Below are 23,527 nucleotides of genomic sequence, written 5' to 3'. Positions count from 1 at the left end.
CGACGCGTCCTCGTGATCTCGGCGACACCGTCAAATCGCAAACGCTTCAGGTGGTCGCAACCAATCGCGACCACCGCCGCACCAGATAATTGTGCTCGTCCATCGTCGTGTTCCAAACGGCGATCGAATTGGCGCGCTGCCGGTAGGATCCACCATCGCGCACGGATCCGGCCTTGATGGTGATGGTTCCATCCGGACCGGGCAACTCAGTCTGTGTCGGCAGGCCCTCATACCAGTAGGCCCACTCGTCTGGTGTCAGATAAGCCCGAACGCGGGCGGGGATGGACATGTAATAGCCCTGGCGGGCCATCACCGCGCCTGGCCAGCCGGCCAGCCACCAGTTCAGATAGTCATAGGCGACGTCGAGCATCCGTCCGGACAAGTTGCTCGAGAGGCACAGGCCGCCATGCCATGCTCTATAGCCTTCGCGCGGCACGGCCTCCATGACCGGCACGTTGCAATGGCGCAGGGCGGTGATGCCCGGCGACCACATGCTCTGGATGACGACACCGCCATCGCGCATCAGGCCGGCGGCTTCCGCCGCGGTCTTCCAGAAGCCGGCGAAAAAGCCGGCCTTGCGCCGTTCGATCAGGATGCCCAGCAGAGTGTCGATCTCCTCGGTCGACATGTTGCCGATATCCTCGAAGCTCATCAATCCCAGCGATTGGGCGGCGAGAGCCGCGTCGAAAACACCGATCGCCGGCTCGTCGACCAGGGCTGCCTTGCCGTGCCAGTGCTCGTCGAGCAGGGCGCCCCAGGAGACGATCTGCTCGGCATCGCCATTGGCGAGATCGGGACGGAAAGCGAAGGAATCGAAATTATGGGTGGTCGGCAGCATCGAGAGCCAGCGTGAGGGCGTCGGGCCCAGGGCACGGTTCGGCTGGACGAAGAGCTTGGTCACGGGAGCGTCCCCGAACCCGATGCGGGCACCCGGATCGAGCCGTCCCGTCTTGGTCAGGTCGGTGATTTCGCTCCAGAGCGGAATGCGCGTGAGATCGATGGGTTGGATGGCGCGCCAATACCAGACGATATCGAGGTTGTGGAAACACTGGTCGTAGATGTCATAGCTGCCGGGCTCCGCCGCCGCCTTGTGCTGGGCGGTGATGAAATCCTGGGTGTCGAAGATGACATTGAGGCCAAGATCCGCTTCGGCCTTGAGGCGCAGTTCCTCCAGATGCGAAATCTCGGTCCCCAATACCCGCAGTGTCGGCCGTTCCGCGAGGTGCAGGGCGGGCGCCGGGAGCTTTTCTTGCAATGCATCTCCTTTCATGGAGAGCTCGAACAGCGGGGCGGAGACAATGGCATTCGAAATCGCTTGATCAGGGTTGCTGCGACACGGGAGCCGCCAATCTGTTGAAGGCCGCCAGGGAGCGTCGGATCAAGCTGGAATCGAGGTCATCCACGATGAAAACGATGTGTGAGCGTCGATCATTGTCGGGCCAGGCCTGCATATGCACGGGCGTGTGCACTAGGTGCTGCACCCCGTGGATTGCCACTGGCGCACTCTCCCCGGCAAGGTTGAGCATGCCCTTTACCCGCAGGATACGGTCGCCATGACGGTTGAGGAGCATGGTCAGCCAGATGCCGAAGGCCGTCCAGTCGATCGGCTCATCGACCGTGACCACGAAGGAGCGGATGCGCTCGCCATGGCGCGTGCGATCGCCCGAACCATGCTCGTGCCCGGGCTGGCCGGCTGTCCCGGGGGCAAGCGGGTCGTCGCTTTGGAAGGTCTGGCGGAACCAGGCGCGGGTCGAGCGCTCCGGGCGGCCGGCGGAAGCTGAACCGTTCTGGTCGAAGAGTGAAGCAGCATCGAAATCGCCATCGGCGGCCCGCAGGACCGGCGCATCCGGGTTGAAGCGCCGGAGCCGATCGAGGAGGCGGGCGACTGTCACTTCATCGGCGATGTCGGTCTTGGTGAGCACGAGCCGATCGGCGATGGCGGCCTGACGCGTCGACTCGACATGGGTCTCGAGCTGGAACCGGCCGTTCACTGCATCTACCGTCGCAATCACCGTGCCCGGCCGGAAATGATGCCGCAGGACGGGATCTGCCTTGATGGTCGACAGGATCGGGAAGGGATCGGCCAGGCCGGTGCTTTCAATCACCAGCCGGTCGAAGGGTGGAATGTCGCCACGCGCCCGCCTGGCATGGATATCGCGGATCGCCTGGGCCAGTTCGCCGCGTATCGTGCAGCACAAGCACCCCGACGGCAGCAGCACCATGGTGTCGTCGATGGGTTCGAGTAGATGGTGGTCGAGCCCGATTTCACCGAATTCGTTGATCAGCACGGCCGTGCGCGCCATGTCCGGGTCCGACAGCAGCCGCCGCAACAACGTCGTCTTGCCCGAACCGAGGAAGCCGGTGAGGAGGTGGACCGGGGTGAAGGCCGGGACGTCATCCGCCACGGCGCTTCTCCATGGCCTCGATCACCGGCAGGGAGAGCGGATCGCAGGCGCGCCGGGCCAGCCTTTCGGCCGCGGGCCACAGATGGCCGAGATCGTCGATGATCTCGGTCTTGCCGGTTTTCGTCGACAGCAGGAAGGAAGCGCCCTGCCAATCGGAGAGGGTCATGCCGAAGGGTTCCAGAACCTGGCAGGCAATGCGCACGCGGTTCATGCGCTCACGGCGGCGATCGATTCTGTCGCCATTGCGCGTGAAGACGCCCGGCCGGGCCACCGCATCGGCCCAGTGCTCATTGCCACCCAGAATGCCGCAGAGCGAACACATGCAGATCTTCCCCGTTGCGGCGCATTTTTTCGACTTGAAAGGGCTGTAGCCCTTTCCCGACAGCATTGATGGCCGGGCCCACGATAGGGGACCCGGCCTCCCTCGTCACTTCTTGCGCGGGAAGCGGCGCGCGAAATCGTCGGCCATTTCGTTCATGGTGACGAACTTGACGCCGGGATGCTTGGCCATATGCGCATAGAGGCGCTCCAGCATCATCAGGACCTGCGGGCGGCCCGAGACGTCGGGATGGATGGTGATCGGGAAGACGGCATAGTCCATCTCGCGATAGACCCAGTCGAACTGGTCGCGCCAGAGCTGCTCGATATCGTGTGGGTTGACGAAGCCGTGACTGTTGGGCGCCTTCTTGATGAACATCATCGGGGGCAGATCGTCGAGATACCAGGAAGCCGGGATTTCGATCAGGTCGGTTTCATGCCCCCGCTTCAGCGGCACCATCCAGTCCCTGGGCTTGCCAGAATAATCGATCTTGGTCCAGGAATCGCCGACGCGCACATAATAGGGCGTGAAGTCGTTGTGCATGAGCGAATGGTCGTATTTGATGCCGCGCTCGAGCAGCAACTCATTGGTGACGTTGGAAAATTCCCACCACGGCGCGACATAGCCGGTAGGACGCTTGCCGGAGAGCTTGGTGACGAGATCGATGCATTTGTCGAGGATCTCGATCTCCTGTTCGCGCGTCATCGCAATCGGATTTTCATGGGTGTAGCCGTGGATGCCGATTTCATGGCCGGCGTCGGCGACGGCCTGCATCTGTTCGGGAAAGGTCTCGATCGAATGACCGGGGATGAACCAGGTCGTCTTGATGCCGAAGCGTTCGAACAACTTGACCAGGCGGGGCGAGCCGACCTCGCCGGCGAAAAGGCCGCGCGAGATGTCGTCCGGCGAATCCTCGCCGCCATAGGAACCGAGCCAGCCGGCGACCGCATCGACGTCGACGCCGAAGCCGCAGAGTATTTCCTTTGCCATGGGTGAGGTCTCCTCATTTCATGTTGAAATCGATGTTTTCTTGAAAGAATGGTCTGTCAGGCGGCTGGAATGACGGTTGCCTCGGCGGCATTCCAGGCCAGTACGACTTCCCCTCCCGGGGGAAAGAGGCCCGGCGGGTATTTCTCGACATGCGCTTCCAGGGAGATCGTCCGGCCTCCCGGAAGCTCGACGGACAGATGCGAGATGTGCCCGACGACATCGAGGCGCCGGACGGTCGCGGCGATGGTATTGCCCATGTCGCTTGCGCGCGCGCCAGAAGCCGAGCGGACTTCTATGGCTTCGGCCGGGACGACCACCTTGGCGGCGCTGCCATTGGCCAGGGCACCGTTTGCTGTGCCGCGCAGAATGCCGAGCGGGGTGTCGACCACCACGCGCCCGTCCTCGATGCCGCCGACGGAGCCGTCGAGAATGGTGTTGCGGCCAATGAACTGCGCCACGAAGGGTGTGTTCGGGCGGGTGTAGAGCTGGTGCGGCGGGCTGATCTGTTCGACGCGCCCCTGGTTCATCACCACGATGCGATCGGAAAGGGCGAGTGCCTCGGACTGGGCATGCGTGACGAACACGAAGGTGACACCCAGCCTTTTCTGCAGCAGCTTCAATTCGTTCTGGATCGCTTTGCGCAGATTGGCGTCGAGCGCACCCAGCGGTTCGTCCAGCAAGAGGATATCGGGTTCGACGACGAGGCCGCGCGCCAAAGCGATACGCTGGCGCTGGCCGCCGGAGAGCTTGTCGGGACGCTTGTCGGCGACATCCTCGAGGCCGAGCGTGTCCAGGATGCGATCGACCTTCGCGTCGCGCTCGGCTTTCGCCAGTCCCTTGACCTCGAGGCCATAGCCGATATTGCGGCGTACGGTCATATGGGGGAAGAGCGCGTAGTTCTGGAAGATCATCGATGTCGGGCGCCGTTCTGGCGGCACGTCGTTGATGCGCGTTCCCCTGATCAGCATGTTGCCGGACGAGATGGATTCGAAGCCGGCGATCATGCGCAAGGTTGTCGTCTTGCCGCAGCCGGAAGGTCCCAGAAAGGCGATGAACTCTCCCTTGGCGACGGCCAGGTCGAAACCGGCGACGGCGGGCGTGCCGTTGTCATAGACCTTGCCGACCTTGATGAGTTCGAGATCGTGGATCATCGCTTCGTGCTCCGCGGGAATGGCAGGGGAGGCGGGCGGAAAAGCGCGCTTTCCGCCCGGATCGTGATCAGGCGTTCAGGAACTCGTCCCACTTCTGGATGAGATGGTCATAGGCATCCGGCCATTGGTGCCAGTAGGCGACATTGGCGGCCCGTTCGGCCAGGCTGCCGCCGTCGCGCAGGTCGCCTTCCTTGATGCCGCGCTCGGCCGCGCCGACCCAGGGCTTGCCTTCGTACCAGAAGGCATATTTCTCTGGCGCCATCTCGCTTTTGATATTGGTCGTCGGCGAATAATAGCCCTGTTCGGAAACCGTGATGCCGGGCTTGCCCGAAAGCCAGTAATCGGCGTAGGCGGCCACGGCTTCCTTGTTGGGGGAGCCGGCGATCAGCGAAGGGCCGATCGCCCAGGCGCGATAGCCTTCCTTGGGGCGGGCATATCTGCAGGCCTTGCCCTGGGCCTTGACTGCCATCACGGCCGGCTGCCAGGCATCGCACACCACCATCTCGCCGGAGGCGAGGAGATTGACGAGCTCGCCGAAATCACCCCAGAGCGCGCGGAACTGGCCTTCCTTCTTCTTCGACACCAGGAATTTCGCAGCCTCGTCGATCTCGGCTTCCGAGGGGTTGCCTGGATTCTTGACCGCCGACAGGCCCAGCGAGTTCATGGCCATCACGGCCTGGCCGAAGGCGATGAGCGGATCGGTGTTGAGGCCGGACTTGCCCTTCCATTTGGGATCGAAGATCGCCGCCCAGGTGTTGGCCTCCTCATCCGACAGGACGTCCGGATTATAGCCGATGGAGTCGTAATTATAGACGGCCGGCACCATCCAGAGCTGGCTATGGGCATCGTCCTGCCAGATCTGGCCGGTGATCTGGGCCTTGGGATCCCATTTGTCGCTCGGCTTGGTGAAAGTATCGCGGATATTGGCCCAGTTCTTCAGCGACGAGGCGGCTATCGGCGCGACATTGTTGGTCATCACCACCGATGGCAGGCGTTCGGCGATCACTTCCCAGCAATCATAGTCCTTCGAACCCGACAGGATCTTGGTCTGGGCATCGGGGAAGGTCGCGGCCGTGCCCGAGGTCGTGCCCACGCCGGAGGCGGCCTTGAACTCGGCCAGGATGCGTTCCTGCACCGTCACGGACAGGCCGATCGTGCGCAGGCTCTGGCTCGCCAGGCCAGTACCTTGCGCCCAGGCGGCCCGGGAGGAGAGGAACGGCGTGCCGCCGCCCAGTGCCAGGGCCATCATTCCCGCGGATCGCTTCAACAAAGAGCGGCGCGTCATCTCGCTTCGGTCAGACATCGTTCCTTCTCCGGTTCTGGTTATTTGCTTTTGTTTCAGTAGCGGCCCACCAGCAGGCCGCCATCGACCACCAGCGTCTGGCCCGTGAGGTAGCGAGCGCTGGAAGAGGCTAGGAAAACGATAACGTCGGCGATCTCTTCGGGCTCGCCGATGCGGCCCATGGGAATGAAGGCGCCGGCGGTCTCCGCGCCCTCGGGACCGAGGGAATGTTCCTTGGAGAGGAGCTGGGCGGTGCGGATGTACCCGGGTGCCACGCCATTGACCCGCACTCCGTCGCGGGCGACCTCGACGGCGAGGCCCCGCACCAGGCCGACGACACCGGCCTTGGCCGAGGAGTAATGCACATGCTCGTCCCAGCCATAGGCGACGCCCATGATCGAGGAGAGCGCGACGATGGCGCCGGATCTGCGGGCGCGCATGCCGGGCAGCGCTGCCCGCGCCACGCGGAAGATGCCCTTGAGGTCGATGTCGAAGGTCAGGTCCCATTTGTCGTCATCGAGCCTGGCGAGCGGCACGCGGTGGGCGATACCGGCATTGGCGACGACGACATCGATGCCGCCGTGACGAGCCTCCACATCGGCGACGAGGGCGTCGGCCTTGTCGGTGGAACGAACGTCGAGCGGCGCGAATTCGGCCGAGCCGCCGGCGGCCTTGATCTCCTCGACGACAGCCTTGCCTTCCGCTTCCAGAATGTCGGTGACCACCACATGGTCGCCGAGCGCGGCGAAGGCCTTTGCGCTGGCGCAGCCGATGCCGATGCCACCGCCGGTGATCAGGACGATGCGTGCCTTCGTCATGGTGCTGTCTTCTCCCTCTGCTCGTTCACAACATCACGTCGCCGGAATTGGGCCCGAGCGTCTGGCCGACGAAGAGGCTGGCGGCCGGGGACGCGAGGAAGGCGACGGTCGCCGCCACCTCTTCCGGTTCGCCGAAGCGGCCGAGCGGCAGCTCCCTGGCCTTGCGGTCCTTCCAGTCATCGGAGAGCGCCTTCACCAGCGGCGTGTTGATCGGCCCTGGCGCTACGGCATTGACCCGCACGCCGCGGCCCGACACCTCGCGGGCAAGCGATTTGGTCATGCCGATCACGGCGGCCTTGGCGCCGGAATAATGGGTGAGCTCGATCCCGCCGATCTGGCCGAGCTGGGATGCGACATTGATGATGATGCCCGATCCTGCCGCCAGCATCGCCGGCAGCACGGCCCGTATCATCAGGAAGGTGCCGCGCACATGCACGGCGAACATGCGGTCGAAATCACCGGGCTCGAGATGTTCGAACAGGCATTGATGGACATGGCCGGCATTGTTGACGAGCAGGTCAACCGGCCCGAGTTGCGTTCTGGCCGCGGCGACGATGGCCGCGACGTCCGCTTCGCTGGAGACATCGCCGGCTGCGGCAACCGCCTTGCCGCCCGCCGCCCGGATGGCATCGGCGAGGGCCTGCGCCCGCTCCGGCGCCAGATCGTTGACGAGCACGCCATAACCGTCCGCCGCGAGACGTTCGGCGATAGCTTTGCCGATGCCCGAGCCGGCTCCGGTGACGATGGCTGTTTTCAGGCCGGGCATCATGCCTCCTCCTGGATGGCGACGCGCCTGCCACGGCGAACCGAAAGGCCCATCAGGATTGCGTAGACAGCGAGCAGGGCGAACGAGAACAGGGTGGTCAGCACGCCGAAGGCGAAGACGTTGGGATGGATCTCGACCGAGAACGTGCCGTAGATCGCCAGCGGCAGAGTGAGATCGCGCCCCGAGGCGAAGAGCGTGCGCGAGAATTCGTCATAGGAAAGGGTGAAGGCGAACAGCATCGCCGACAGGACGCCCGGGAAGATCAATGGGAACGTCACTTTCCGGAACGTGCGGATCGGCGAGACGCCCAGCGACCAGGAAGCCTCCTCGACGCTCTGGTCGAAGCGGTTGAAGATCGCCAGCATGACGAGGAAGGCGAAGGGATAGGTGTAGACGACGTGGAGGACGAAGGCCGTGCCCCACCAGTGCCGGTCGATGCCGAGGACATTGGCCACCAGCGCCATGCCGAGACCGACCAGCACGCCGGGCACCATCATGCCGAGGACGATCAGGTAGAAGGCGATGCCCGAGCCCCGGAACTTCTTGCGGAACGCCTGCGCGGACGTCACGCCCAGGACGGTCGAGACCACCATCGTCATGATGGCGAGGATCACCGAACGCCCGAGGCTTTCCTCGATCGGCAAGGGGGCAATGCGTGAAGGGGGCGTGAGGCCAAACAGATGCCTGTACCAATAGGTCGACCATTCGATGATCGGGAACTGCGGCCCGCCCTCCGGCCCGGTCTGGAAGGACAGGATCGCCAGCACGACGAAGGGGCCGTAGAGAAACAGCAGGAAGAGGGCCGTATAGACGGCCAGGACCGGTTTGACGCCGCGTGCCTGCATGGCTCAGAGCTCCTTCCTGAGATCGACGACGCGCAGCAGGGCGGCGACCACCGCGCCCATGACGATCGTCAGGATGACGCCGACCACCGCGGCAAAGGCCCATTTGAGCGAACCGACCTGGGTGACGATGATGTTGCCGAGCAGGTTGACCTTGCGGCCGGACAAGGCGGCTGAAGTCGCGAACTCTCCCAGCACCATCACCGAAACGAAGATCGAGCCGACGACTACGCCGGGCATGGACAGGGGCAGGATGATGGTGCGGAAGATACGCCAGAAGCCGGCGCCGAGATCGCGTGCCGCCTCGATGACGTTCGGGTCGATCCGGCCGAGCATGAAGGCGATCGGGCCGACCATGAAGACGCAGTAGATCTGCGTCATGCCGATCACCACCGAGAGGTCGGAGAAGAGCAGGGCCTCGATCGGCTGGGTGATGATGCCGGCCTTGAGCAGGATCAGGTTGATGGCGCCCTCCTTGCCCAGCATCGGACGCCAGGCAAGGACGCGGATCAGGAACGACGTCCAGAACGGGATGACGCACAGCACCAGCAGCGTCGTCTGCAACGCCTTGTTGCGCACGAACAGGCCCACGAACAGGGCCGTGGGGTAGCCGACCACCAGGGTCGCGGCCAGCACCGTCAGCCAGATGCGGATCGTGGTCCAGAGGGCCTGGAGATAGGTATCGCTCGTGAAGAAGCTGACCCAGCTCTTGGTGGTGAGGATGGGCTCGATCTTGAAGGTGGTCTGCGTCCAGAACGAGACATAGACCATCATCAGGATGGGGACGAGCAGGAAGAGCACCATCCATGCGACGCCCGGGGCCAGCAGCCATAGTGTCTTGTTGCCGGACCTGTGCGGCGATGCAGCCTGCGGCGCCGCCGCTTCGCTGCCGGGAGGCGTCGTCATCCAGTCGATCTCCGTTCCGGGTCGAGGGTCAGCAAGAGCCATGGCCGGCGCTCATGCGAAGAGGAGCGCAAGGTCGCGCTTCCAGACGAGGCCGTAGCGTTCCTGCGGCGCGTAGTCGGCGGGCGGGCGATGGCTGAGATGGGTCTCCACCTCCACCACCTGGCCGCTATCGAGTGCGAAGAAGGAGTTCACCGCCGCGCCGCTATATTCGCTGGCAATGAAGGCGCCCTCGACGCCCACCTCGTCCGTCGCAAGGGCCGAGGAGAGCGGGCGCACTTGAATGCGGTCATAGCGGACGGCGTAGGCAGTTTTTCCACCTGCGAGGCGTGTGCTTCCGTCAGTCGAGAATCTGCCCGCCGGCCCGACGAAGTCCGCGCCCGAGAGCGTTCCCTCGAACAGGTTGTAGCAGTTGAGGAAACGCGCCACCGAGGGCGCTGCAGGGCGGTTATAGATCGTGTCGGCATCCGCCGATTGGGTGATCCGGCCCCGGTCGAGCACCAGCACGATGTCGCCCATCGCCAGCGCTTCGGATTCACTGCCGGTGACATGGAGGAAGGTGACGCCGAGGCGTTCGCGGATGCTCCTGAGCTCTGTCCGCATCCGGGCTCGCAGATTGGCATCGAGCGCGCCGAGTGGTTCGTCGAGCAGCACGAGCCGCGGTTCCGTCACGAGCGTTCGCGCCAGCGCCACGCGTTGGCGCTGGCCGCCCGAGATCTGGGCAACACCGCGATCCTCCAGGCCGGCCAGACCGACCAGTTCAATCATTTCGCCGACCTTGCGGCGAATGGCGGCGCGATCCGTCGGTGCAGCGGCCTCGCGGTTTTCGAGGCCGTAGGCGATATTCCTGGCAACGGAGAGATGAGGGAACAGGGCAAAGTTCTGGAAGACGAAGCCGATGCCACGCCGATGCGCCTGGACATTGTCGATCGGGAGGCCGCCGAGTGCAACGCTGCCCTGGTCGGGATCTTCAAATCCCGCGATCACGCGCAGAAGCGTGGTCTTGCCCGAACCGCTGGGGCCTAGAAGCGACACATAGGCGTTGTCGGGGATGGCGAGGTCGATACCGTCCAGCGCTTGCAGATCGCCATAGGATTTCCTGATGCCGGATAGACGAAGTACATCTGCCAAACGAGCCTCCCAGGTCGTATTAAGCCACGTAAATACCAGGCTACTCCTCGGAGTAGCTTGGGTAATCGGTAGCTTAATGTGAGATGATGAATATCATTCGGCCGCAATACGCTCGCGCCCGATTGAATCTCGATCAACTTTCTTGATTCAGTTCGCCTCTGCATTGCTTCTTCGGCAATGAGTGCTTGGATCTTAGTACGATCGATTTTTGTATGCAACAATCTTTTTTGTGCATCGCCTGCTCAAATTCCGGGCGAGCTTCGAATTTGGACTCTCGGTGAAGGATTGGTGGAGCCTGGGCACCTTTTGTTGAGAATTGGCCATCCAGATTGGGTTTCTCTGTATTTTTTTACCGCATGCGGCGCGCTCGGCAGGGATGCGATGGGTGGCCGGGGATGATGTGGCGTCGGAGGGGGGTGGGCGCTCGCGACGAGATCTGCCGGAGATTTTGCCGGAAATCGGTGAAAATGAATTCTCTGCGCCAAAAATTGCATTATAGTATGCAAAAATCATTTATCCGAATGTGGGACAGGGTGTGTCAAACGCGGTAGACACGGACAGTTCGGGCGGCGGTCAGCGATGACGCCCGCAAGGAGGTCCGTTTACGGTATGCCATTGTCCAAGCCTCGCCAGACAGCCCAGCGGCGCTACGAAATCGTCGAAGACGTCTTGCGTGCCAATATCGCCGACGGGCTACTGCCATGGGGACTGGTGCTGCTCGAAGGGCCGATCGCCGAGATCTTTCAGACATCGCGTGCCCCGGTTCAGAAAGCGCTGCTTCGCCTCGAGGCAGAGCAACTCATCCATCGTTTCGATGGGCGCGGCTATCTCGTCGGAGCACCGGGACGGCAGGTCGCCCCCGTGCGCACCGATATCAAGAGCTTGGGGCTGATGGTGCCCGAAGCCATCGACGAGGCGCTGCAAAGCCGGTCGACCTGGGAGCGCATCTATGATTCCATCGAGGCGGATGTCGCGGCCTGCGTCGTATTCGGACAATATCGCATCATCGAGATCGAGCTGGCGGATCATTTCCATGTCAGCCGCACCGTGGTGCGCGATGTGCTCGGACGCCTGCAGGAGAAGGGGCTGGTGCATAAGAACCAGAGTTCCCACTGGATCGCCGGACCGCTCACGGCAAAATCGATCAAAGACCGCTTTGCCTTGCGGCGCATCCTCGAACCTCCCGCCCTGGTGTCGGCGGCTCCGCGCATCGATCGCTCCAGATTGACGGCTCTTCTCGAGAGCCTCTCCGAGGCCGAAAGAACCGTATCGGATGCCGATCTGGTCGAGTGGGAAGATCTGGAGACCAAACTGGTCGAAACCTGCGTGATGGCCACCCCCAACGAGCGGCTGCGCGATCTGATACGGGACAATCTGTTGCCGGTGGTTGCCTCGGAGCGCCTGCTGCGCCAACTCGGCCTGCCGCGCGATCGTATCGCCATTGCCGAATATCGCCTGATCGTCGAACTGCTGACACGCGGGGCAATCGATGCCGCAGCTGCGATGTTTGACGCGCATCTGGAAGAGGCGAGGAACCGCAATATCGCGCAGATGAAGATCGTCGCGGTGATCCCGGCCCCGCAAACGATTGCGCCTTACTTGACCAGGATCGCTGAGTAGGTGTTGCGGCTCGGAATCGCCAGCCTTCCCAAGCGCGCGGATTGCCGGCCTCCATAGCCAAAATCGCCGTGGAAAACCGCCCAGGCGGGAACGAACCTGGGCGGTTTTCGTGTCTGGAAACCTGCACTTCAAGGGGGGGCCGGCCCGGCACCCAGCCAGGAGCGGAAAGACCCTCGAAAGATCTCTGCGGGGCTGCGGAAGACAAAAGGGTCGGCCAGACAGGTTGGTCAGTTTTGTAGATCGGCGGGCACCTTGCCCCCATTCGCCGCCAGTTTTGCAATGACCGCCTTGTGCAGCCAGATATTCATCGTAGCGGAGTCCGACGTATCGCCCGTATAGCCCAACTCCCCGGCGAGCTCCTTGCGAGCCGCAAGGCTGCTGTCGAGCTTCAGGGCTTTGAGGAGGTCTACAATCGAGTGCTTCCAGTCGAGGCTCTGTCCGCTGGCCTTGACTGCTTGATCGAGGATGGCAGCGACATCGACGGTGCTCGGCGGAGCGGCCGAACTGGATGGCGCGGGAGCCGGATTGGACGAGGGCGTAGGGGCAGCGGGTGTACCGGCAGGCGCTTGTGGGGCTTCTGCAGCTTTCGCACGGCCGAAGATGGCGTTGCTGATTGAATCGAAGATGCCCATGTTTCTATCTCCGTTGAATGAAGCTTCGACTGCTGCGCTTGAACTTGGCTGATCAATGTTTGGACGAGCCGAAATGTTCCCCTACGGCCGCTGTGCGCCAGGTTTTGCCGGGCTGCAACAGTGCGGCCCGATCAGCTCCAGGCATGCAGAGGCGGATTGATGCCATTCAGCGCGTAATTGCCAAGAATGGCATATTTCCAGCGAACGGGATCATGGAGCGTATGCGTACGGGCATTGCGCCAGTGCCGGTCGAGGTTGTGAACGCCCAGCGTCGAGCGTGTGCCAGCCAGTTCGAACAATTTGTTGGTGGCCTGTAGCGCCACTTCCGTCGATAGGACCTTGGCTTCGGCAACGGCGATTTGGGCCTTGGCCACGCTTTCGGCTGTGGCATCGGCGACGGCCCTGTCCACGGCAAGACCTGCCTTTTCGAGAAGTGCCTCGGCGGCATGAAGGCGCAAGGTGAGGTCCCCGACCGCCTGGATCGTGTAGGGGTCCTGCCAGGCGTGATCGAGGCCGCTGTCGATCCAGGCCCTGGAGCCGCCCCTGACAAAGGCGATGGTATCCTTGATGGCCGCCTCCGCGATGCCTGTATCGACCGCCGCCTGGATGATCTGGAAAATCGCGCCGTCTGCCGTCGGGCGATCATAGCCCCGATAGCCCGGGACCAGATGGGTCTTCGGTACTTTCACGTGGTCGAGGATCACCGTGCCGCTCAACGTCGTCTTCTGGCCGAAACTCGACCAGTCGTCGATCACCACGAGGCCGGCGGCGTCGCGCTCGGCAATCGCATACCAGGCCCGGCCTTCGCCATCGAGAGCGACGATGGGCACCAGATGGGCGAGAAGCGCTCCGGAGGAATAGAATTTCTTGCCCGTGACGACGACGTGGTCGCCCTCGTCCTTGAATGTCGTCTCGAAATCGGCTGCTCGCTTGGAGGAGAATTCGGAGAAGGCATTGCCAAACCTGGTCCCGCGCAGCACCTCGGCAAACAACAGCTTCTGCTGGGCCTCGTCGGAGACCGTTCGAATGGCTGCGACGACTCCGATATGGTTCTGCGTGATCTGTCCGATCGAAGGATCCGCCGCCGAAATGATCTGGATCACGCGATCGATGGTGACATAGGAAAGCTCGGGTCCACCGAAAGCCTTGGGGACATTGAGCGACCACAGGCCGCTCTGGGAGTAGGCGTCGAGTTCGGCGACCGGCCAGATGCGTTCGCGGTCGCGCTCCGATGCGCCTTTGGCAAATTGTGCCGCAAGATCTTCGGCAACCGCAATCGCTTCGGCATTGCTGCGGATGATGCGTGCCGGTTCAGACGGGCGGGGGAGGGCAGATACGCCTTCTGCAAATATGTCTGGAAATGCTTTGGCTTGAGCGGCTGTCGTCATGGGCCGATTCCTAAGATGAGGGTGAAGATCAGGCCGCGGTCGAGACCGCGGATGGGTCGGCAAAGGAACTCCGTCCGAGATAGATATCCGTGAGGTCGGCACGGCCCCTCAGTTCGGCAGCCCGTCCTTGCAGGACCGAGCGCCCCGAAGCGAGCAGCACCGCGCGGTGGGCATGGCGCAGGGCCACGGCGGTGTTCTGTTCGGCAAGAAGAATGGAGAGGCCTTCTGACGCATTGAGCGCGGTGAGCCGTTCGAAGATGTCCTGCACCACGAGCTGTGCCAGCCCCATGGAAGGTTCGTCCAGCACCAGCAGGCGTGGCCTGGACATCAGGGCACGACCGATTGCGGTCATCTGCTGCTCGCCGCCGGAGGTCAGGCCGGCGATCGTCTTTCGTTTCTCGCGCAGGCGCGGGAAGAGGTCATGAGCATGTCTCTGCCCGCATCCCAGCCGACGGCAGGGATGCGGGATGGAACGGTTGTGGGGCGGGGAAGAGCGAGCCGCGATCACTCGGCCGCGACGGCCACGGGCTGCGCCGCTTCGAGCTTGCGGACCAGGGGGATGACCTCGCGGCCGAAGAACTCGACCTCTTCCTGGAAATGCAGGAAGCCGAGCAGGATCAGGTCGGCGCCCGCATCCTTCAGGGCCAGAATGCGTTCCGCAATCTGCTGCGGCGTGCCGATGAGGTTGGAGCGGAAGCCGTCATTATATTGCACCAGGTCCTGGAAGGACGACTTGGCCCAATTGCCCTCGCCTTCCGGAGAGGCCTTCCCGGCATTTTTCACCTCATGGGCAAAGCCGTGGACCGCCTCGGGAATGGCCTTGGCAATGATTTCATCCAGCACGGCCTTGGCTTCGGCCTCGGTATCGCGCGCGATGGCAAAGGCATTCACGCCGACCTTGACCGAATGCCCGTTCTCGCGGGCCTTGGCCTGGATGTCGTCGACCTGCTTCCCGATCTCGTCGGGCGTATTGCCGTTGGTGAAATACCAGTCCGAGACGCGCGAGGCCATGTCCCGGGCCGCGCGGGAGGAGCCGCCCTGGAAGATTTCGGGCTGCGGATCGATGGGCTTCGGCTTCAGGCTGTAGTTACGGAAGCGATAGAAATCGCCGTTGAAGGTGAAGCTTTCCTCGGTCCAGATACCGCGCAGCGAGCGGATGAATTCTTCCGACCGGCGGTAACGTTCGTCGTGGTCGAGCCAGGGCTCGCCGATCGCGGTGAACTCGCCACGAAACCAGCCGCTGACGACATTCACCGCCACCCGGGCGCCGTAGATGTTGTTGATGGTCGCGATCTGCTTGGCGGCGACGGCGGGATGCCAGGGGCCGGGCAGCAGGGCCACGATCAGCTTGAGGCGTTCGGTCGAGGCGAGCAGGGCCTGGCTGAAGGTCAGGGGCTCGTGCTGATTGTCCGCACCATAGCCTGCCGTGAAGCGGATCTGGCTGAGCGCATAGTCGAAGCCGGAACGCTCGGCGATCTGGGCGAGCTTGCGATTATAGTCGATTTCCCAGCTCGTACGCTGCTCGATCGAACTGATGACGAGACCGCCGGAGACATTGGGCACCCAATAGGCAAACTTGATCGGTTCGCGCTGAGGTTCGGCTGGCATGGTGGATCCTTGGTTTTTATGGCGGGTTCAGGCGGTGGCGGTGGCGGGGAACGGAACGACCGTTCCAGACCCTGGCGCGTGGGAAAGGCGCAGCTGGAGGCGGGCTTCGGCGACGGCGCGATCGATGCGCCCCGAAACCTCGGCGCTGGCCAGGGCATGATCGTCAAAATCGCCCTCGAGCGCATAGACGGTGGTCGGGAGCGTGATGGCCTTGAAGAAGGCGAAGAGCGGCCGGAACTGGTGGTCCATAGCCAGAGCGTGCAGCGGCGTTCCACCCGTTGCCGCCACCAGCACGGGCCTGCCTTCGAGGGCACGATAGTCGACGAGGTCGAACAGATGCTTCAAGGCGCCCGTATAGGAGGCGCGGTAGATGGGAGAGGCGACGACTAGCAGATCGGCGCCTTCGACCGCCTCGATGATCTCCCGCGCCCGCCCGGTTCGCGGGCCCTTTGGATGCGTTGCAAACAGGGCCGCTGCGTCGTTCGCCAGTTCCACGAGCTCGACCTGCGCAAAAGGCTCCAAGCGGGTGAGGATGGTGCGCACCAGCCCGGTCGTCCGGCTGGGCACGCTCAAGCTGCCGGATATACCGAGAATCTTCGGACGGGGATCGGGCACGGCGTACTCTCGGGTTAAATAAATATTCTATTTATATACTCTATATAATTTATAGACTGTCAAGAGGCAGAGTCCTGACTGCGAGAGCCGAGGTCGCGGCCATCCCGATCCGTGCCGGGGCGGCCCGGCAGACGGTGACGAAGAGCCGATCCATGGATCGGTCGAGCCATGATCAGGAGAGAGGCCACCGCCCCTGCAGCACGAAACGATCCGCTGCCTTTGCAACAGACACTTGTTCCAGCAGGCGGCGGCAGGTCGAGAAGAAGCGCAATCAATCAAAGGGTCGTTTGGGGGCGGGCTGACTGTGCGGTTTGATCGCAGCCCGGGAGATCATCGCTGCCAAGAGGGGCAAGCACTTCCCGTTCGATCGCCCGCTTCAAGGCATCCAGGGGCAAGGCGCTCGGCTCCAGGCCAAAAAGGCGTAGGCGACGAACAGAACGGGAAGCAATGCCCACCAATCCAGGGAGCCAGCGATCGAGGGCGGGCTGGTGCTGACGACGCAGGGCGGGGATTTCGAATTGACCGTTCGACCATCTCGGTGCAGCTCTCCTTCCAGGAAAGCCTGTCCTTCCGCCTGCTCACGGCGGAAGCAGCCGTCGCGCTCCTGCCTGCAAAGAAATAGCGCACAGCCGGCAGGAGGCGCACTCCATACCGGACGGGGCTTCAGCTTCTCAGGCGCTCACCGCGCGGGTCGAAGGCAGGCTCGGCGAGGATGCGCGCCTTGCGCGAGGCGCCCAATATGGCCACCGTCACGACATCGCCGGGTTGAGCCAGATCGGCTTTGACATAGGCAAGGGCCAATGACTGGCCGACCCAATAGCCATAGCTGCCGGAGGAAACCTGTCCGAGCGGGGTGCCGTCCGGTAGGAAGACCGGCTCGCCGCCAGTTGCGTCGGCATCCTCGGCCTCGATGGCCAGCGTGACCAGCCGGTCGCGCGGCGGATTGCTGGCGAGAGCTGCATAGGCATCGCGATTGAGGAACTCGCCCTTGTCCAGCTTGATCAGGCGGGCGAGGCCGGATTCCTGGGGCCAATATTCGGGTGAGTATTCCCGCCCCCAGCTGCCATAGCCTTTCTCGATACGCAGGGACGCCATCGCCCTCGCACCGACAGGGCCGGCACCGAGTCCCTTTCCAGTCGCGAGCAAAGCGCGATAGAGCGCTTCCTGGTCATCGGTCTGGCAGTGAAGCTCCCAGCCGAGATCGCCGGTGAAGGAAACCCGCAGGGCCACCACCTCGACCCCGGCCAGATTGAGACGGCGTGCTTGCATGAAGGGGAAGGAGCCGTTGGAAAGGTCTTCGGAAGCCAGGCCTTGCAGGAGCGCCCGCGCCTTTGGGCCGGCGACGCTGAAGCCGCACAGGGCCTGCGTCATCGAGCGAAACAGCGTGCCCTCCGGCAGTGGCACCGCATTGAAGAAGCGCTGGTGATAGCGCTCCGCCATGCCGGAACCGAAGACCATGTAGTTGTCATCGGCGAGCTTGGCCACCGTGAAGTCGCCGGCAACGCCGCCTCGCCGGCCGATCAGGGGGGTGAGGCGGATCTGGCCGGTCCGGTCCGGCATGCGATTGGCGAACAAAGCATCGAGCCACGCCTGGGCACCCGGGCCAGTGACCTCATATTTGGCGAAATTGGAGATGTCGATGATGCCGGCATGCTTGCGCAGCATGCGCGCTTCCCGTCCCACCGGCTCCCACCAGTTTTGGCGCGTGAAACCGGCGGTCTCCTCCCGTGGCTCGCCCTCGGCGGCGAACCAAAGCGGATGCTCCCAGCCGAAATTCAGGCCGAAGACGGCTCCGATGTCCTGCTGCATGGCATAGGCGGGGCGCGTGCGCACAGGCCGGCCGGCGCTGCGCTCCTCATTGGGAAAGTGGATCTTGAAGCGATGGCCGTATTGGTCGCGCACCCGGGCCTTGGTGAAGGCCTTGTCGGCCCAGTCGCCGAAGCGGGCGAGATCCCAGGCGAACATGTCGAGCGAGGGCTCGCCCTCGATCATCCATTCGGCCGCGAGCTTGCCCATGCCGCCCGACTGGGAGAAGCCGGGAATGATGCCGTTGCAGCAGAAATAATTCTGCATTTCCGGCACGGGGCCGAACAGAACGGCGCTGTCGGGTGACCAGATCATCGGGCCGTTGATCACCCGCCGGATGCCGGTCGAGCCGAGCAGCGGCACGCGTTCGATCGCCCGCATCATGTTGTCCTCGATGCGGGTGAGGTCGTCGGGAAAGAGCTCATGGCCGAAATTGGCGGGCGTACCGTCCTCGGCCCAGAATCGCATGTCGCGCTCATAAGCGCCGACCAGCAAGCCCAAGCCTTCCTGGCGCAGGTAATATTCACCGTCGCGATCCGCGACAGAGGGCAGGCGCCGATAAAGCGCGGCAATCTCGGGGATGGTCTGCGTGACGAAATACTGGTGCTCGGTCGGCATCAGCGGCAGGCTCAGCCCGGCCATGGCCGCCACCTCGCGGGCCCACAGGCCGGCGGCGTTGACGACCCATTGCGTGCGGATGTCGCCTTTCGGCGTGCGCACGATCCAGCTGCCGTCGGGCTGGGCCTCGGTGCCCGTCACTGGCGTGAAGCGGTGGATTTCGGCGCCGCGCTGGCGAGCCCCGGCAGCATAGGCGGCCGTCACCCCAGACGGGTCTACATTGCCGCCCTCGGGTTCGAACATGATGCAGCGTATGCCGGAGAAATCGACAAGCGGATGCAGTTTTTCGGCCTCGTTGCGCGAGACCTCGTAGAAGTTCATGCCATAGCGGCGGGCCTTGGCTTCCTGCAGCCGCAACTGGTGCTCGCGCTCTTCGGTCTGGGCCAGATAGAGGGAGCCGGGCTGGAAGATGCCGCAGCCCTGGCCGGTTTCGGCCTCGAGCTCCTTGTAGAGCGCCATGGTGTAGTGCTGCAGACGGCTGATATTGGTGGAGTCGTGCAGGCCGTGAATGTTGGCGGCCGCATGCCAGGTCGATCCCGAAGTGAGTTCGTCCCGTTCCAGCAGGACGACATCGGTCCAGCCGAGCTTGGCGAGGTGATAGAGGATCGAGCAACCGATCAAACCGCCGCCGATGACGACGGCCTGGGCATGGCTACGCATGAAACGAACTTCCCGATGAACAATCATGCGGCGAAGGCCCTTTACCGTTGGGAGATCCACGCGGAAGATCCTGGCAGGGCTTTCGCCTGTTGTGACCGGGCAAGTCTAGGCAGCAGGGCACGAGGCGGGTAGGCAGCCTTTCGCGCAAAAAAGCGGTGTTCGGCAAAGAATGACCAAATAAAACGATGTCATTGGCCTCGCGATCTTCGCTTGTTGCCGAACGCTTGAGACGTAGGATCGGCTCGGGGAAGTCTATCGGAGGATCGTGTCAGACCATGTCGGCCTTGGCGCGGGCCAGAATCCACTCCTTCACGATTTTTACCACGCTGCCCTTGGATGAAGCATTGTCGGAAAGATAATAGCCCCACGGACTGGGCGGGCGGACAGCGAAGGGTTCGGCCAGAAGCCCTCTTTTCAGAAAAGGGCGGGCGAGCGAAAGCTGTACGGCGACGCAGCCCGCACCGGCGACCGCCAGCTCCAGGGCGATATTGGAGGAGTTGGTGCTGAGATATTTCTCGTGCTCCGACGTCTCGATGCCGAGAGCCGCGCCCATGCATTGCCAATATTCCTGCCGGCTGTGCACGAAGATCCAGCCCTGCTTCAGGATATCGGCGGGGGACCTGATCGCGTTCGGCCCGGAGAGGAATTGCGGCGCGCACAGCAGAGCCAAGCTCTCATCCCATAGCGGGATGGCCATTGGTGGCTTGTTGTCGAAGCGCCGGGCGGAGACGGTGAGATCGGCCGCCGGTTCGCTGGGATCCTCCCAGATCGTGCCGTGCAGCACGACTTCGATATCAGGATGCCTGGCATGGAAGGCAGCAATGCAGCCCGCGAGCCAGTTGGTGGCGAGCGTCGCCGGGCAGGAAATCACCACCGTGCGGTTCCTGACCGAGGCGAGGATGGCTTCGGTGGCGTGGTCGATCTGATCGAGCGCCTGCCTGAGCGTCGGCAGGAAGGCCTCGCCCATCTCGGTCAGTTTCAGGCTGCGCGGATACCGTACGAACAGCTGACGGCCGATATAGTGCTCCAGGGCCCGCACATGGGTGCTGATGGCGGCCTGGGTATAGCCCAGCTCCTTGGCGGCCTCGGTAAAGCTCAAATGCCGGGCCGAGCATTCGAAGGAGCGGATGTAGTTGAGCGGAGGAGGGGGTTTCATGGCGGCTCTGGATGTTTGCCGGAGGCTAGTTCAACTGCCTCCGCCGGTTCAACGCCGCTTTGCGCCATGACATCATTTTTTTTGGGCAATGCCGCCAAACTAATCACGTGAAAGGCGCCTCGTACCACACCTATCATGGCGAGTTGTCAGATGAATTCAAGCAAGGGTGGCGTACCGGGCATGACACAGGACAGGCGTGGCGGGGGGCGCCGATCGAGAAGCGCGCGGGGTGGGGGCATTCCCCAGCTGCCCTGGCAGCGCGTGTCAAATCCCTATGCGCCCATGCAGATGCTCGACGAAGAGCGCATGGAGATGCTGCATCGCAGCTCGATGCGCATTCTCTCCGAACTCGGCATTCGGGTGATGAGCACGCGGGCGATGGACCTGTTCGAAAAGGCCGGCGCGCTCGTCGACCGGGAGACCCAGACCATCCGCATCGACGAGACATTGGTGAAGGAAGCGCTTCGCACCGCGCCGCGTCGCTTCACCTTGACGGGCCGCAATCCCGACAAGCAGCTCGAGATCGGCGGCAATGCGCTGGTCTTCGGCCTGGTGGCCGGACCGCCCAACGTGCATGACCGCATCAACGGCCGGCGATCCGGCAATCTTGCCGACTATGAGAACTTCACCCGCCTGGCCCATTATTTCAACGCCATCCACATCCTGGGCAACCAGGTGTGCGCGCCGATCGAATTGCCGGCCAATTCGCGCCACCTCGATACCTACAAAGCCAATCTGTCTCTCAGCGATCTGAGCTTCCACTGCAGCGCCATCGGGCGCGGCCGCGCCATGGACGCCATCGCCATGATGGCGATCGCGCGGGGCATCACCCTGGAGGAGATGCGCGCTTCGCCCGGCGTCATCACCATCATTTCCGTCAACTCGCCGCGGCTCTTCGACGACGCCATGGCGGACGGCCTCATGGCCATGGCCGAACATGGACAGCCGGTAACGGTCACCCCCTTCACGCTGATGGGCGCGATGACGCCGGTGACCCTGGCGGCGGCCCTGTGCCAGCAGAACGCCGAGGCCTTGTTCGGCGTCGTGCTGACGCAGCTCGTCAATCCGGGCACGCCGGTGATGTATGGTGCCTTCACCTCCAATGTCGACATGCGTTCCGGCGCGCCGGCCTTCGGCACGCCCGAGAACACCAAGGCCAACATCATCGCCGGCCAGCTCGCGCGGCGCTACGGCCTGCCCTACCGCACCTCCAATGCCAATGCTTCCAACGCTGTCGACCTGCAGGCCGCCTATGAGACGGAGATGGCGACCTGGGGTGCTGTCCTGGGCGGGGCCAACCTGATCTATCATGCCGCCGGGTGGCTGGAGGGCGGCCTCACGGCGTCCTATGAGAAGCTCGTCCTCGACGTCGAGATCCTCCAGAACATGATGGAGTTCCTGCGGCCCATGCCCTTCGAGGAGGACGACCTGGGCTTCGAGGCGATCAAGGCCGTGCCGGCCGGCGGGCATTTCTTCGGCAGCGAACACACGATGTCGCGCTACGAAACCGCCTTCTATCAGCCGATGCTCTCCAATTGGCAGAACTATGGCAGCTGGCAGGAGGCTGGGGCGCGTGACGCGCTCGAGCGGGCGACCGGCCTCTGGCAGCAGGCCTTGCAAGAATACCAGGAACCCGCGATGGACGAAGCCGTTCGCGAGGAACTCGAGGCCTATATCACGCGCCGGCGCGCCGAGATCGGTGCCGGGGAACCCTGAGGCATGCCGCGCAAGGCCCGGCATGCGAACGAGGAAGGGATCGATGCCATGGAGACGAGGCCGAGCGAAAGGCCGGTCGGCGAGACGATCCGCTTTGCCGTGCTGATGTTCCCGGGCTTTCCGCTGATGGCGTTCAGCTCGGTGATCGAGCCGCTGCGCGCCGCCAATACGCTGTCGGGCAGGTGCTGCTATTCCTGGATCACGGTCGGTCCGGACGACGCCAAGGTGCGAGCCTCGAACGGCATCAACATCGAGCCGGATTTCGGCGTCCGGAACGCGCCGTCCGTCGATCGCATCGTGGTGTGCTCGGGCGGCGATGCCGATCATCTGGTCGCCGAGGATGCCATGGCCTGGATCCGCCGCAACCTCAGGGCCGGTGCCGACCTCGGCTCGGTCGCCGACGCGGCCTTCCTGCTGGCCCGCGCCGGTCTGCTCGACGGCCATGCCTGCACCCTGCACTGGACCAGCCAGCCGGCTTTTCGCGAGGCCTTTCCGGGCCTCGACATGCAGCGAGACCTCTATGTCATCGACCGGCGACGCTTCACGGCGGCAGGCGGGGTGGGCAGCCTCGACATGATGCTGGAGATGATCGGCCGCGACCATGGCAGCGAGCTGTCTTCCGGCGTCGCCGAATGGTTCGTGCACAGTCCGCTGCGGTCGAGCGTGGACCGGCGGTTGATGCCGTTACGCCTGCGCACCGGGATCGGCGACGAACTCGTGCTGGCCGCGGTGGCGATCATGGAGGACTGTGTCGAGGACCTGCTGCGCATGGATTCGCTGGCGCGGCGCCTCGGCGTATCGGCCGACAAGCTCGAACGTTGTTTCCGCTCAGAGCTCGGCGTCACGCCGAGCCACTACTACCGCAGCCTGCGGCTGAGGCGGGCGGCCGACCTGCTCACCCATTCGAGCCTGCGGGTCGGCGAGGTGGCCCTGGCCTGCGGCTTCAACAATGCGGCCAATTTCTCCCGGGCCTTCCGCGACAGCTTCGGCTACGCACCCCGGGGCGTGCGCCAGCGCAAGTCGATCTCGGGCGAGGCGCCCCGGGCATGAGAGGGCAATCCGAGCTTTCATGTCATCCCGTGCGCGATGCAGCATGGAATG

Annotated in this window: 20 protein-coding genes and 1 pseudogene; 3 read left to right on the top strand and 18 right to left on the bottom strand. The window is 63.5% G+C overall.

The window, feature by feature from the left end:
• Nucleotides 1-46: 46 nt before the first annotated feature.
• The 11 genes from U1R88_RS16270 to U1R88_RS16220 all read right to left on the bottom strand — a co-directional run bounded on the left by U1R88_RS16270 (nucleotide 47) and on the right by U1R88_RS16220 (nucleotide 10,607).
• The gene (locus tag U1R88_RS16270; RefSeq protein ID WP_425545442.1) at nucleotides 47-1,255 is read right to left on the bottom strand and encodes an ABC transporter substrate-binding protein; all 1,209 of its coding nucleotides are present in this window, start codon (nucleotides 1,253-1,255) and stop codon (nucleotides 47-49) included.
• 64 nt (nucleotides 1,256-1,319) lie between these two features.
• Complete coding sequence (locus tag U1R88_RS16265; protein WP_322432165.1) at nucleotides 1,320-2,405, bottom strand: CobW family GTP-binding protein; 1,086 nt, start codon at nucleotides 2,403-2,405, stop codon at nucleotides 1,320-1,322.
• Nucleotides 2,395-2,727: a hypothetical protein gene (locus U1R88_RS16260; protein WP_322432164.1), complete on the bottom strand. Its 333-nt coding sequence runs from the start codon at nucleotides 2,725-2,727 to the stop codon at nucleotides 2,395-2,397. The genes U1R88_RS16265 and U1R88_RS16260 overlap by 11 nt, the downstream gene beginning before the upstream one ends.
• 105 nt (nucleotides 2,728-2,832) lie before the next feature.
• Complete coding sequence (locus U1R88_RS16255; protein WP_322432163.1) at nucleotides 2,833-3,714, bottom strand: polysaccharide deacetylase family protein; 882 nt, start codon at nucleotides 3,712-3,714, stop codon at nucleotides 2,833-2,835.
• A gap of 56 nt (nucleotides 3,715-3,770) precedes the next feature.
• On the bottom strand, nucleotides 3,771-4,865 hold the full coding sequence (locus U1R88_RS16250; protein WP_322432162.1) for an ABC transporter ATP-binding protein: 1,095 nt from the start codon (nucleotides 4,863-4,865) through the stop codon (nucleotides 3,771-3,773).
• A 67-nt stretch (nucleotides 4,866-4,932) separates the two neighbouring features.
• Nucleotides 4,933-6,168, bottom strand: a complete 1,236-nt coding sequence (locus U1R88_RS16245; RefSeq protein ID WP_322432161.1) for an ABC transporter substrate-binding protein — start codon at nucleotides 6,166-6,168, stop codon at nucleotides 4,933-4,935.
• 35 nt (nucleotides 6,169-6,203) lie between these two features.
• Nucleotides 6,204-6,965, bottom strand: a complete 762-nt coding sequence (locus U1R88_RS16240) for an SDR family NAD(P)-dependent oxidoreductase (RefSeq protein ID WP_322432160.1) — start codon at nucleotides 6,963-6,965, stop codon at nucleotides 6,204-6,206.
• A gap of 25 nt (nucleotides 6,966-6,990) precedes the next feature.
• Complete coding sequence (locus U1R88_RS16235) at nucleotides 6,991-7,734, bottom strand: SDR family NAD(P)-dependent oxidoreductase (RefSeq protein ID WP_425545441.1); 744 nt, start codon at nucleotides 7,732-7,734, stop codon at nucleotides 6,991-6,993.
• A complete protein-coding gene (locus U1R88_RS16230; RefSeq protein ID WP_322432159.1) occupies nucleotides 7,731-8,576 on the bottom strand; it encodes an ABC transporter permease in 846 nt (281 codons plus the stop codon). The genes U1R88_RS16235 and U1R88_RS16230 overlap by 4 nt, the downstream gene beginning before the upstream one ends.
• A gap of 3 nt (nucleotides 8,577-8,579) precedes the next feature.
• A complete protein-coding gene (locus U1R88_RS16225; protein ID WP_322432158.1) occupies nucleotides 8,580-9,479 on the bottom strand; it encodes an ABC transporter permease in 900 nt (299 codons plus the stop codon).
• A 51-nt stretch (nucleotides 9,480-9,530) separates the two neighbouring features.
• Complete coding sequence (locus U1R88_RS16220) at nucleotides 9,531-10,607, bottom strand: ABC transporter ATP-binding protein (protein ID WP_322432157.1); 1,077 nt, start codon at nucleotides 10,605-10,607, stop codon at nucleotides 9,531-9,533.
• 609 nt (nucleotides 10,608-11,216) lie between these two features.
• Here U1R88_RS16220 and U1R88_RS16215 point away from each other — a divergent pair.
• Nucleotides 11,217-12,227: a GntR family transcriptional regulator gene (locus U1R88_RS16215; RefSeq protein WP_322432156.1), complete on the top strand. Its 1,011-nt coding sequence runs from the start codon at nucleotides 11,217-11,219 to the stop codon at nucleotides 12,225-12,227.
• 227 nt (nucleotides 12,228-12,454) lie between these two features.
• On the opposite strand, the gene U1R88_RS16210 is transcribed toward U1R88_RS16215, so the two are convergent.
• From U1R88_RS16210 to U1R88_RS16180, 7 genes and pseudogenes are all read right to left on the bottom strand, one after another.
• Nucleotides 12,455-12,859 carry a DUF3597 domain-containing protein gene (locus tag U1R88_RS16210; RefSeq protein ID WP_322432155.1) on the bottom strand — a complete coding sequence of 135 codons (405 nt, stop codon included), beginning with the start codon at nucleotides 12,857-12,859 and terminating at the stop codon, nucleotides 12,455-12,457.
• 131 nt (nucleotides 12,860-12,990) lie between these two features.
• On the bottom strand, nucleotides 12,991-14,247 hold the full coding sequence (locus tag U1R88_RS16205) for an SfnB family sulfur acquisition oxidoreductase (protein WP_322432154.1): 1,257 nt from the start codon (nucleotides 14,245-14,247) through the stop codon (nucleotides 12,991-12,993).
• A gap of 28 nt (nucleotides 14,248-14,275) precedes the next feature.
• Nucleotides 14,276-14,665 (bottom strand): annotated as a pseudogene (locus U1R88_RS16200) (ATP-binding cassette domain-containing protein); the annotation flags it as partial.
• Nucleotides 14,666-14,751: 86 nt separating this feature from the next.
• Complete coding sequence (sfnG, locus tag U1R88_RS16195) at nucleotides 14,752-15,855, bottom strand: dimethylsulfone monooxygenase SfnG (protein WP_322432153.1); 1,104 nt, start codon at nucleotides 15,853-15,855, stop codon at nucleotides 14,752-14,754.
• Nucleotides 15,856-15,882: 27 nt separating this feature from the next.
• Nucleotides 15,883-16,470 (bottom strand): NAD(P)H-dependent oxidoreductase, encoded by a 588-nt coding sequence (locus tag U1R88_RS16190; protein ID WP_322432152.1) that lies wholly within the window; start codon nucleotides 16,468-16,470, stop codon nucleotides 15,883-15,885.
• Nucleotides 16,471-17,133: 663 nt separating this feature from the next.
• Nucleotides 17,134-19,554: a GcvT family protein gene (locus U1R88_RS16185; protein WP_322432151.1), complete on the bottom strand. Its 2,421-nt coding sequence runs from the start codon at nucleotides 19,552-19,554 to the stop codon at nucleotides 17,134-17,136.
• A 268-nt stretch (nucleotides 19,555-19,822) separates the two neighbouring features.
• Complete coding sequence (locus tag U1R88_RS16180; RefSeq protein WP_322432150.1) at nucleotides 19,823-20,710, bottom strand: LysR substrate-binding domain-containing protein; 888 nt, start codon at nucleotides 20,708-20,710, stop codon at nucleotides 19,823-19,825.
• Between the two features lie 180 nt (nucleotides 20,711-20,890).
• Between U1R88_RS16180 and U1R88_RS16175 the strand changes: the two genes are divergently transcribed.
• On the top strand, nucleotides 20,891-22,426 hold the full coding sequence (locus U1R88_RS16175) for a trimethylamine methyltransferase family protein (RefSeq protein WP_322432295.1): 1,536 nt from the start codon (nucleotides 20,891-20,893) through the stop codon (nucleotides 22,424-22,426).
• Nucleotides 22,427-22,474: 48 nt separating this feature from the next.
• On the top strand, nucleotides 22,475-23,476 hold the full coding sequence (locus tag U1R88_RS16170) for a GlxA family transcriptional regulator (protein WP_322432294.1): 1,002 nt from the start codon (nucleotides 22,475-22,477) through the stop codon (nucleotides 23,474-23,476).
• The last annotated feature ends 51 nt before the right edge of the window (nucleotides 23,477-23,527 follow it).

The organism is Labrys sedimenti (genome assembly GCF_034424805.1).
GTDB lineage: Bacteria > Pseudomonadota > Alphaproteobacteria > Rhizobiales > Labraceae > Labrys > Labrys sedimenti.
The sequence above is the reverse complement of the archived record's forward strand: the minus strand, read 5'-3'. Positions and strand labels throughout refer to the sequence as shown.

Excerpts from the sequence above, each read along its gene's own strand:
- U1R88_RS16260 (WP_322432164.1), bottom strand. The coding sequence starts at position 2,727 with ATGTGTTCGCTCTGCGGCATTCTGGGTGGCAATGAGCACTGGGCCGAT.
- U1R88_RS16255 (WP_322432163.1), bottom strand. The coding sequence starts at position 3,714 with ATGGCAAAGGAAATACTCTGCGGCTTCGGCGTCGACGTCGATGCGGTC.
- U1R88_RS16250 (WP_322432162.1), bottom strand. The coding sequence starts at position 4,865 with ATGATCCACGATCTCGAACTCATCAAGGTCGGCAAGGTCTATGACAAC.
- U1R88_RS16245 (WP_322432161.1), bottom strand. The coding sequence starts at position 6,168 with ATGTCTGACCGAAGCGAGATGACGCGCCGCTCTTTGTTGAAGCGATCC.
- U1R88_RS16240 (WP_322432160.1), bottom strand. The coding sequence starts at position 6,965 with ATGACGAAGGCACGCATCGTCCTGATCACCGGCGGTGGCATCGGCATC.
- U1R88_RS16235 (WP_425545441.1), bottom strand. The coding sequence starts at position 7,734 with ATGATGCCCGGCCTGAAAACAGCCATCGTCACCGGAGCCGGCTCGGGC.
- U1R88_RS16230 (WP_322432159.1), bottom strand. The coding sequence starts at position 8,576 with ATGCAGGCACGCGGCGTCAAACCGGTCCTGGCCGTCTATACGGCCCTC.
- U1R88_RS16225 (WP_322432158.1), bottom strand. The coding sequence starts at position 9,479 with ATGACGACGCCTCCCGGCAGCGAAGCGGCGGCGCCGCAGGCTGCATCG.
- U1R88_RS16215 (WP_322432156.1), top strand. The coding sequence starts at position 11,217 with ATGCCATTGTCCAAGCCTCGCCAGACAGCCCAGCGGCGCTACGAAATC.
- U1R88_RS16210 (WP_322432155.1), bottom strand. The coding sequence starts at position 12,859 with ATGGGCATCTTCGATTCAATCAGCAACGCCATCTTCGGCCGTGCGAAA.
- U1R88_RS16205 (WP_322432154.1), bottom strand. The coding sequence starts at position 14,247 with ATGACGACAGCCGCTCAAGCCAAAGCATTTCCAGACATATTTGCAGAA.
- sfnG (WP_322432153.1), bottom strand. The coding sequence starts at position 15,855 with ATGCCAGCCGAACCTCAGCGCGAACCGATCAAGTTTGCCTATTGGGTG.
- U1R88_RS16185 (WP_322432151.1), bottom strand. The coding sequence starts at position 19,554 with ATGCGTAGCCATGCCCAGGCCGTCGTCATCGGCGGCGGTTTGATCGGT.
- U1R88_RS16180 (WP_322432150.1), bottom strand. The coding sequence starts at position 20,710 with ATGAAACCCCCTCCTCCGCTCAACTACATCCGCTCCTTCGAATGCTCG.
- U1R88_RS16175 (WP_322432295.1), top strand. The coding sequence starts at position 20,891 with ATGACACAGGACAGGCGTGGCGGGGGGCGCCGATCGAGAAGCGCGCGG.
- U1R88_RS16170 (WP_322432294.1), top strand. The coding sequence starts at position 22,475 with ATGGAGACGAGGCCGAGCGAAAGGCCGGTCGGCGAGACGATCCGCTTT.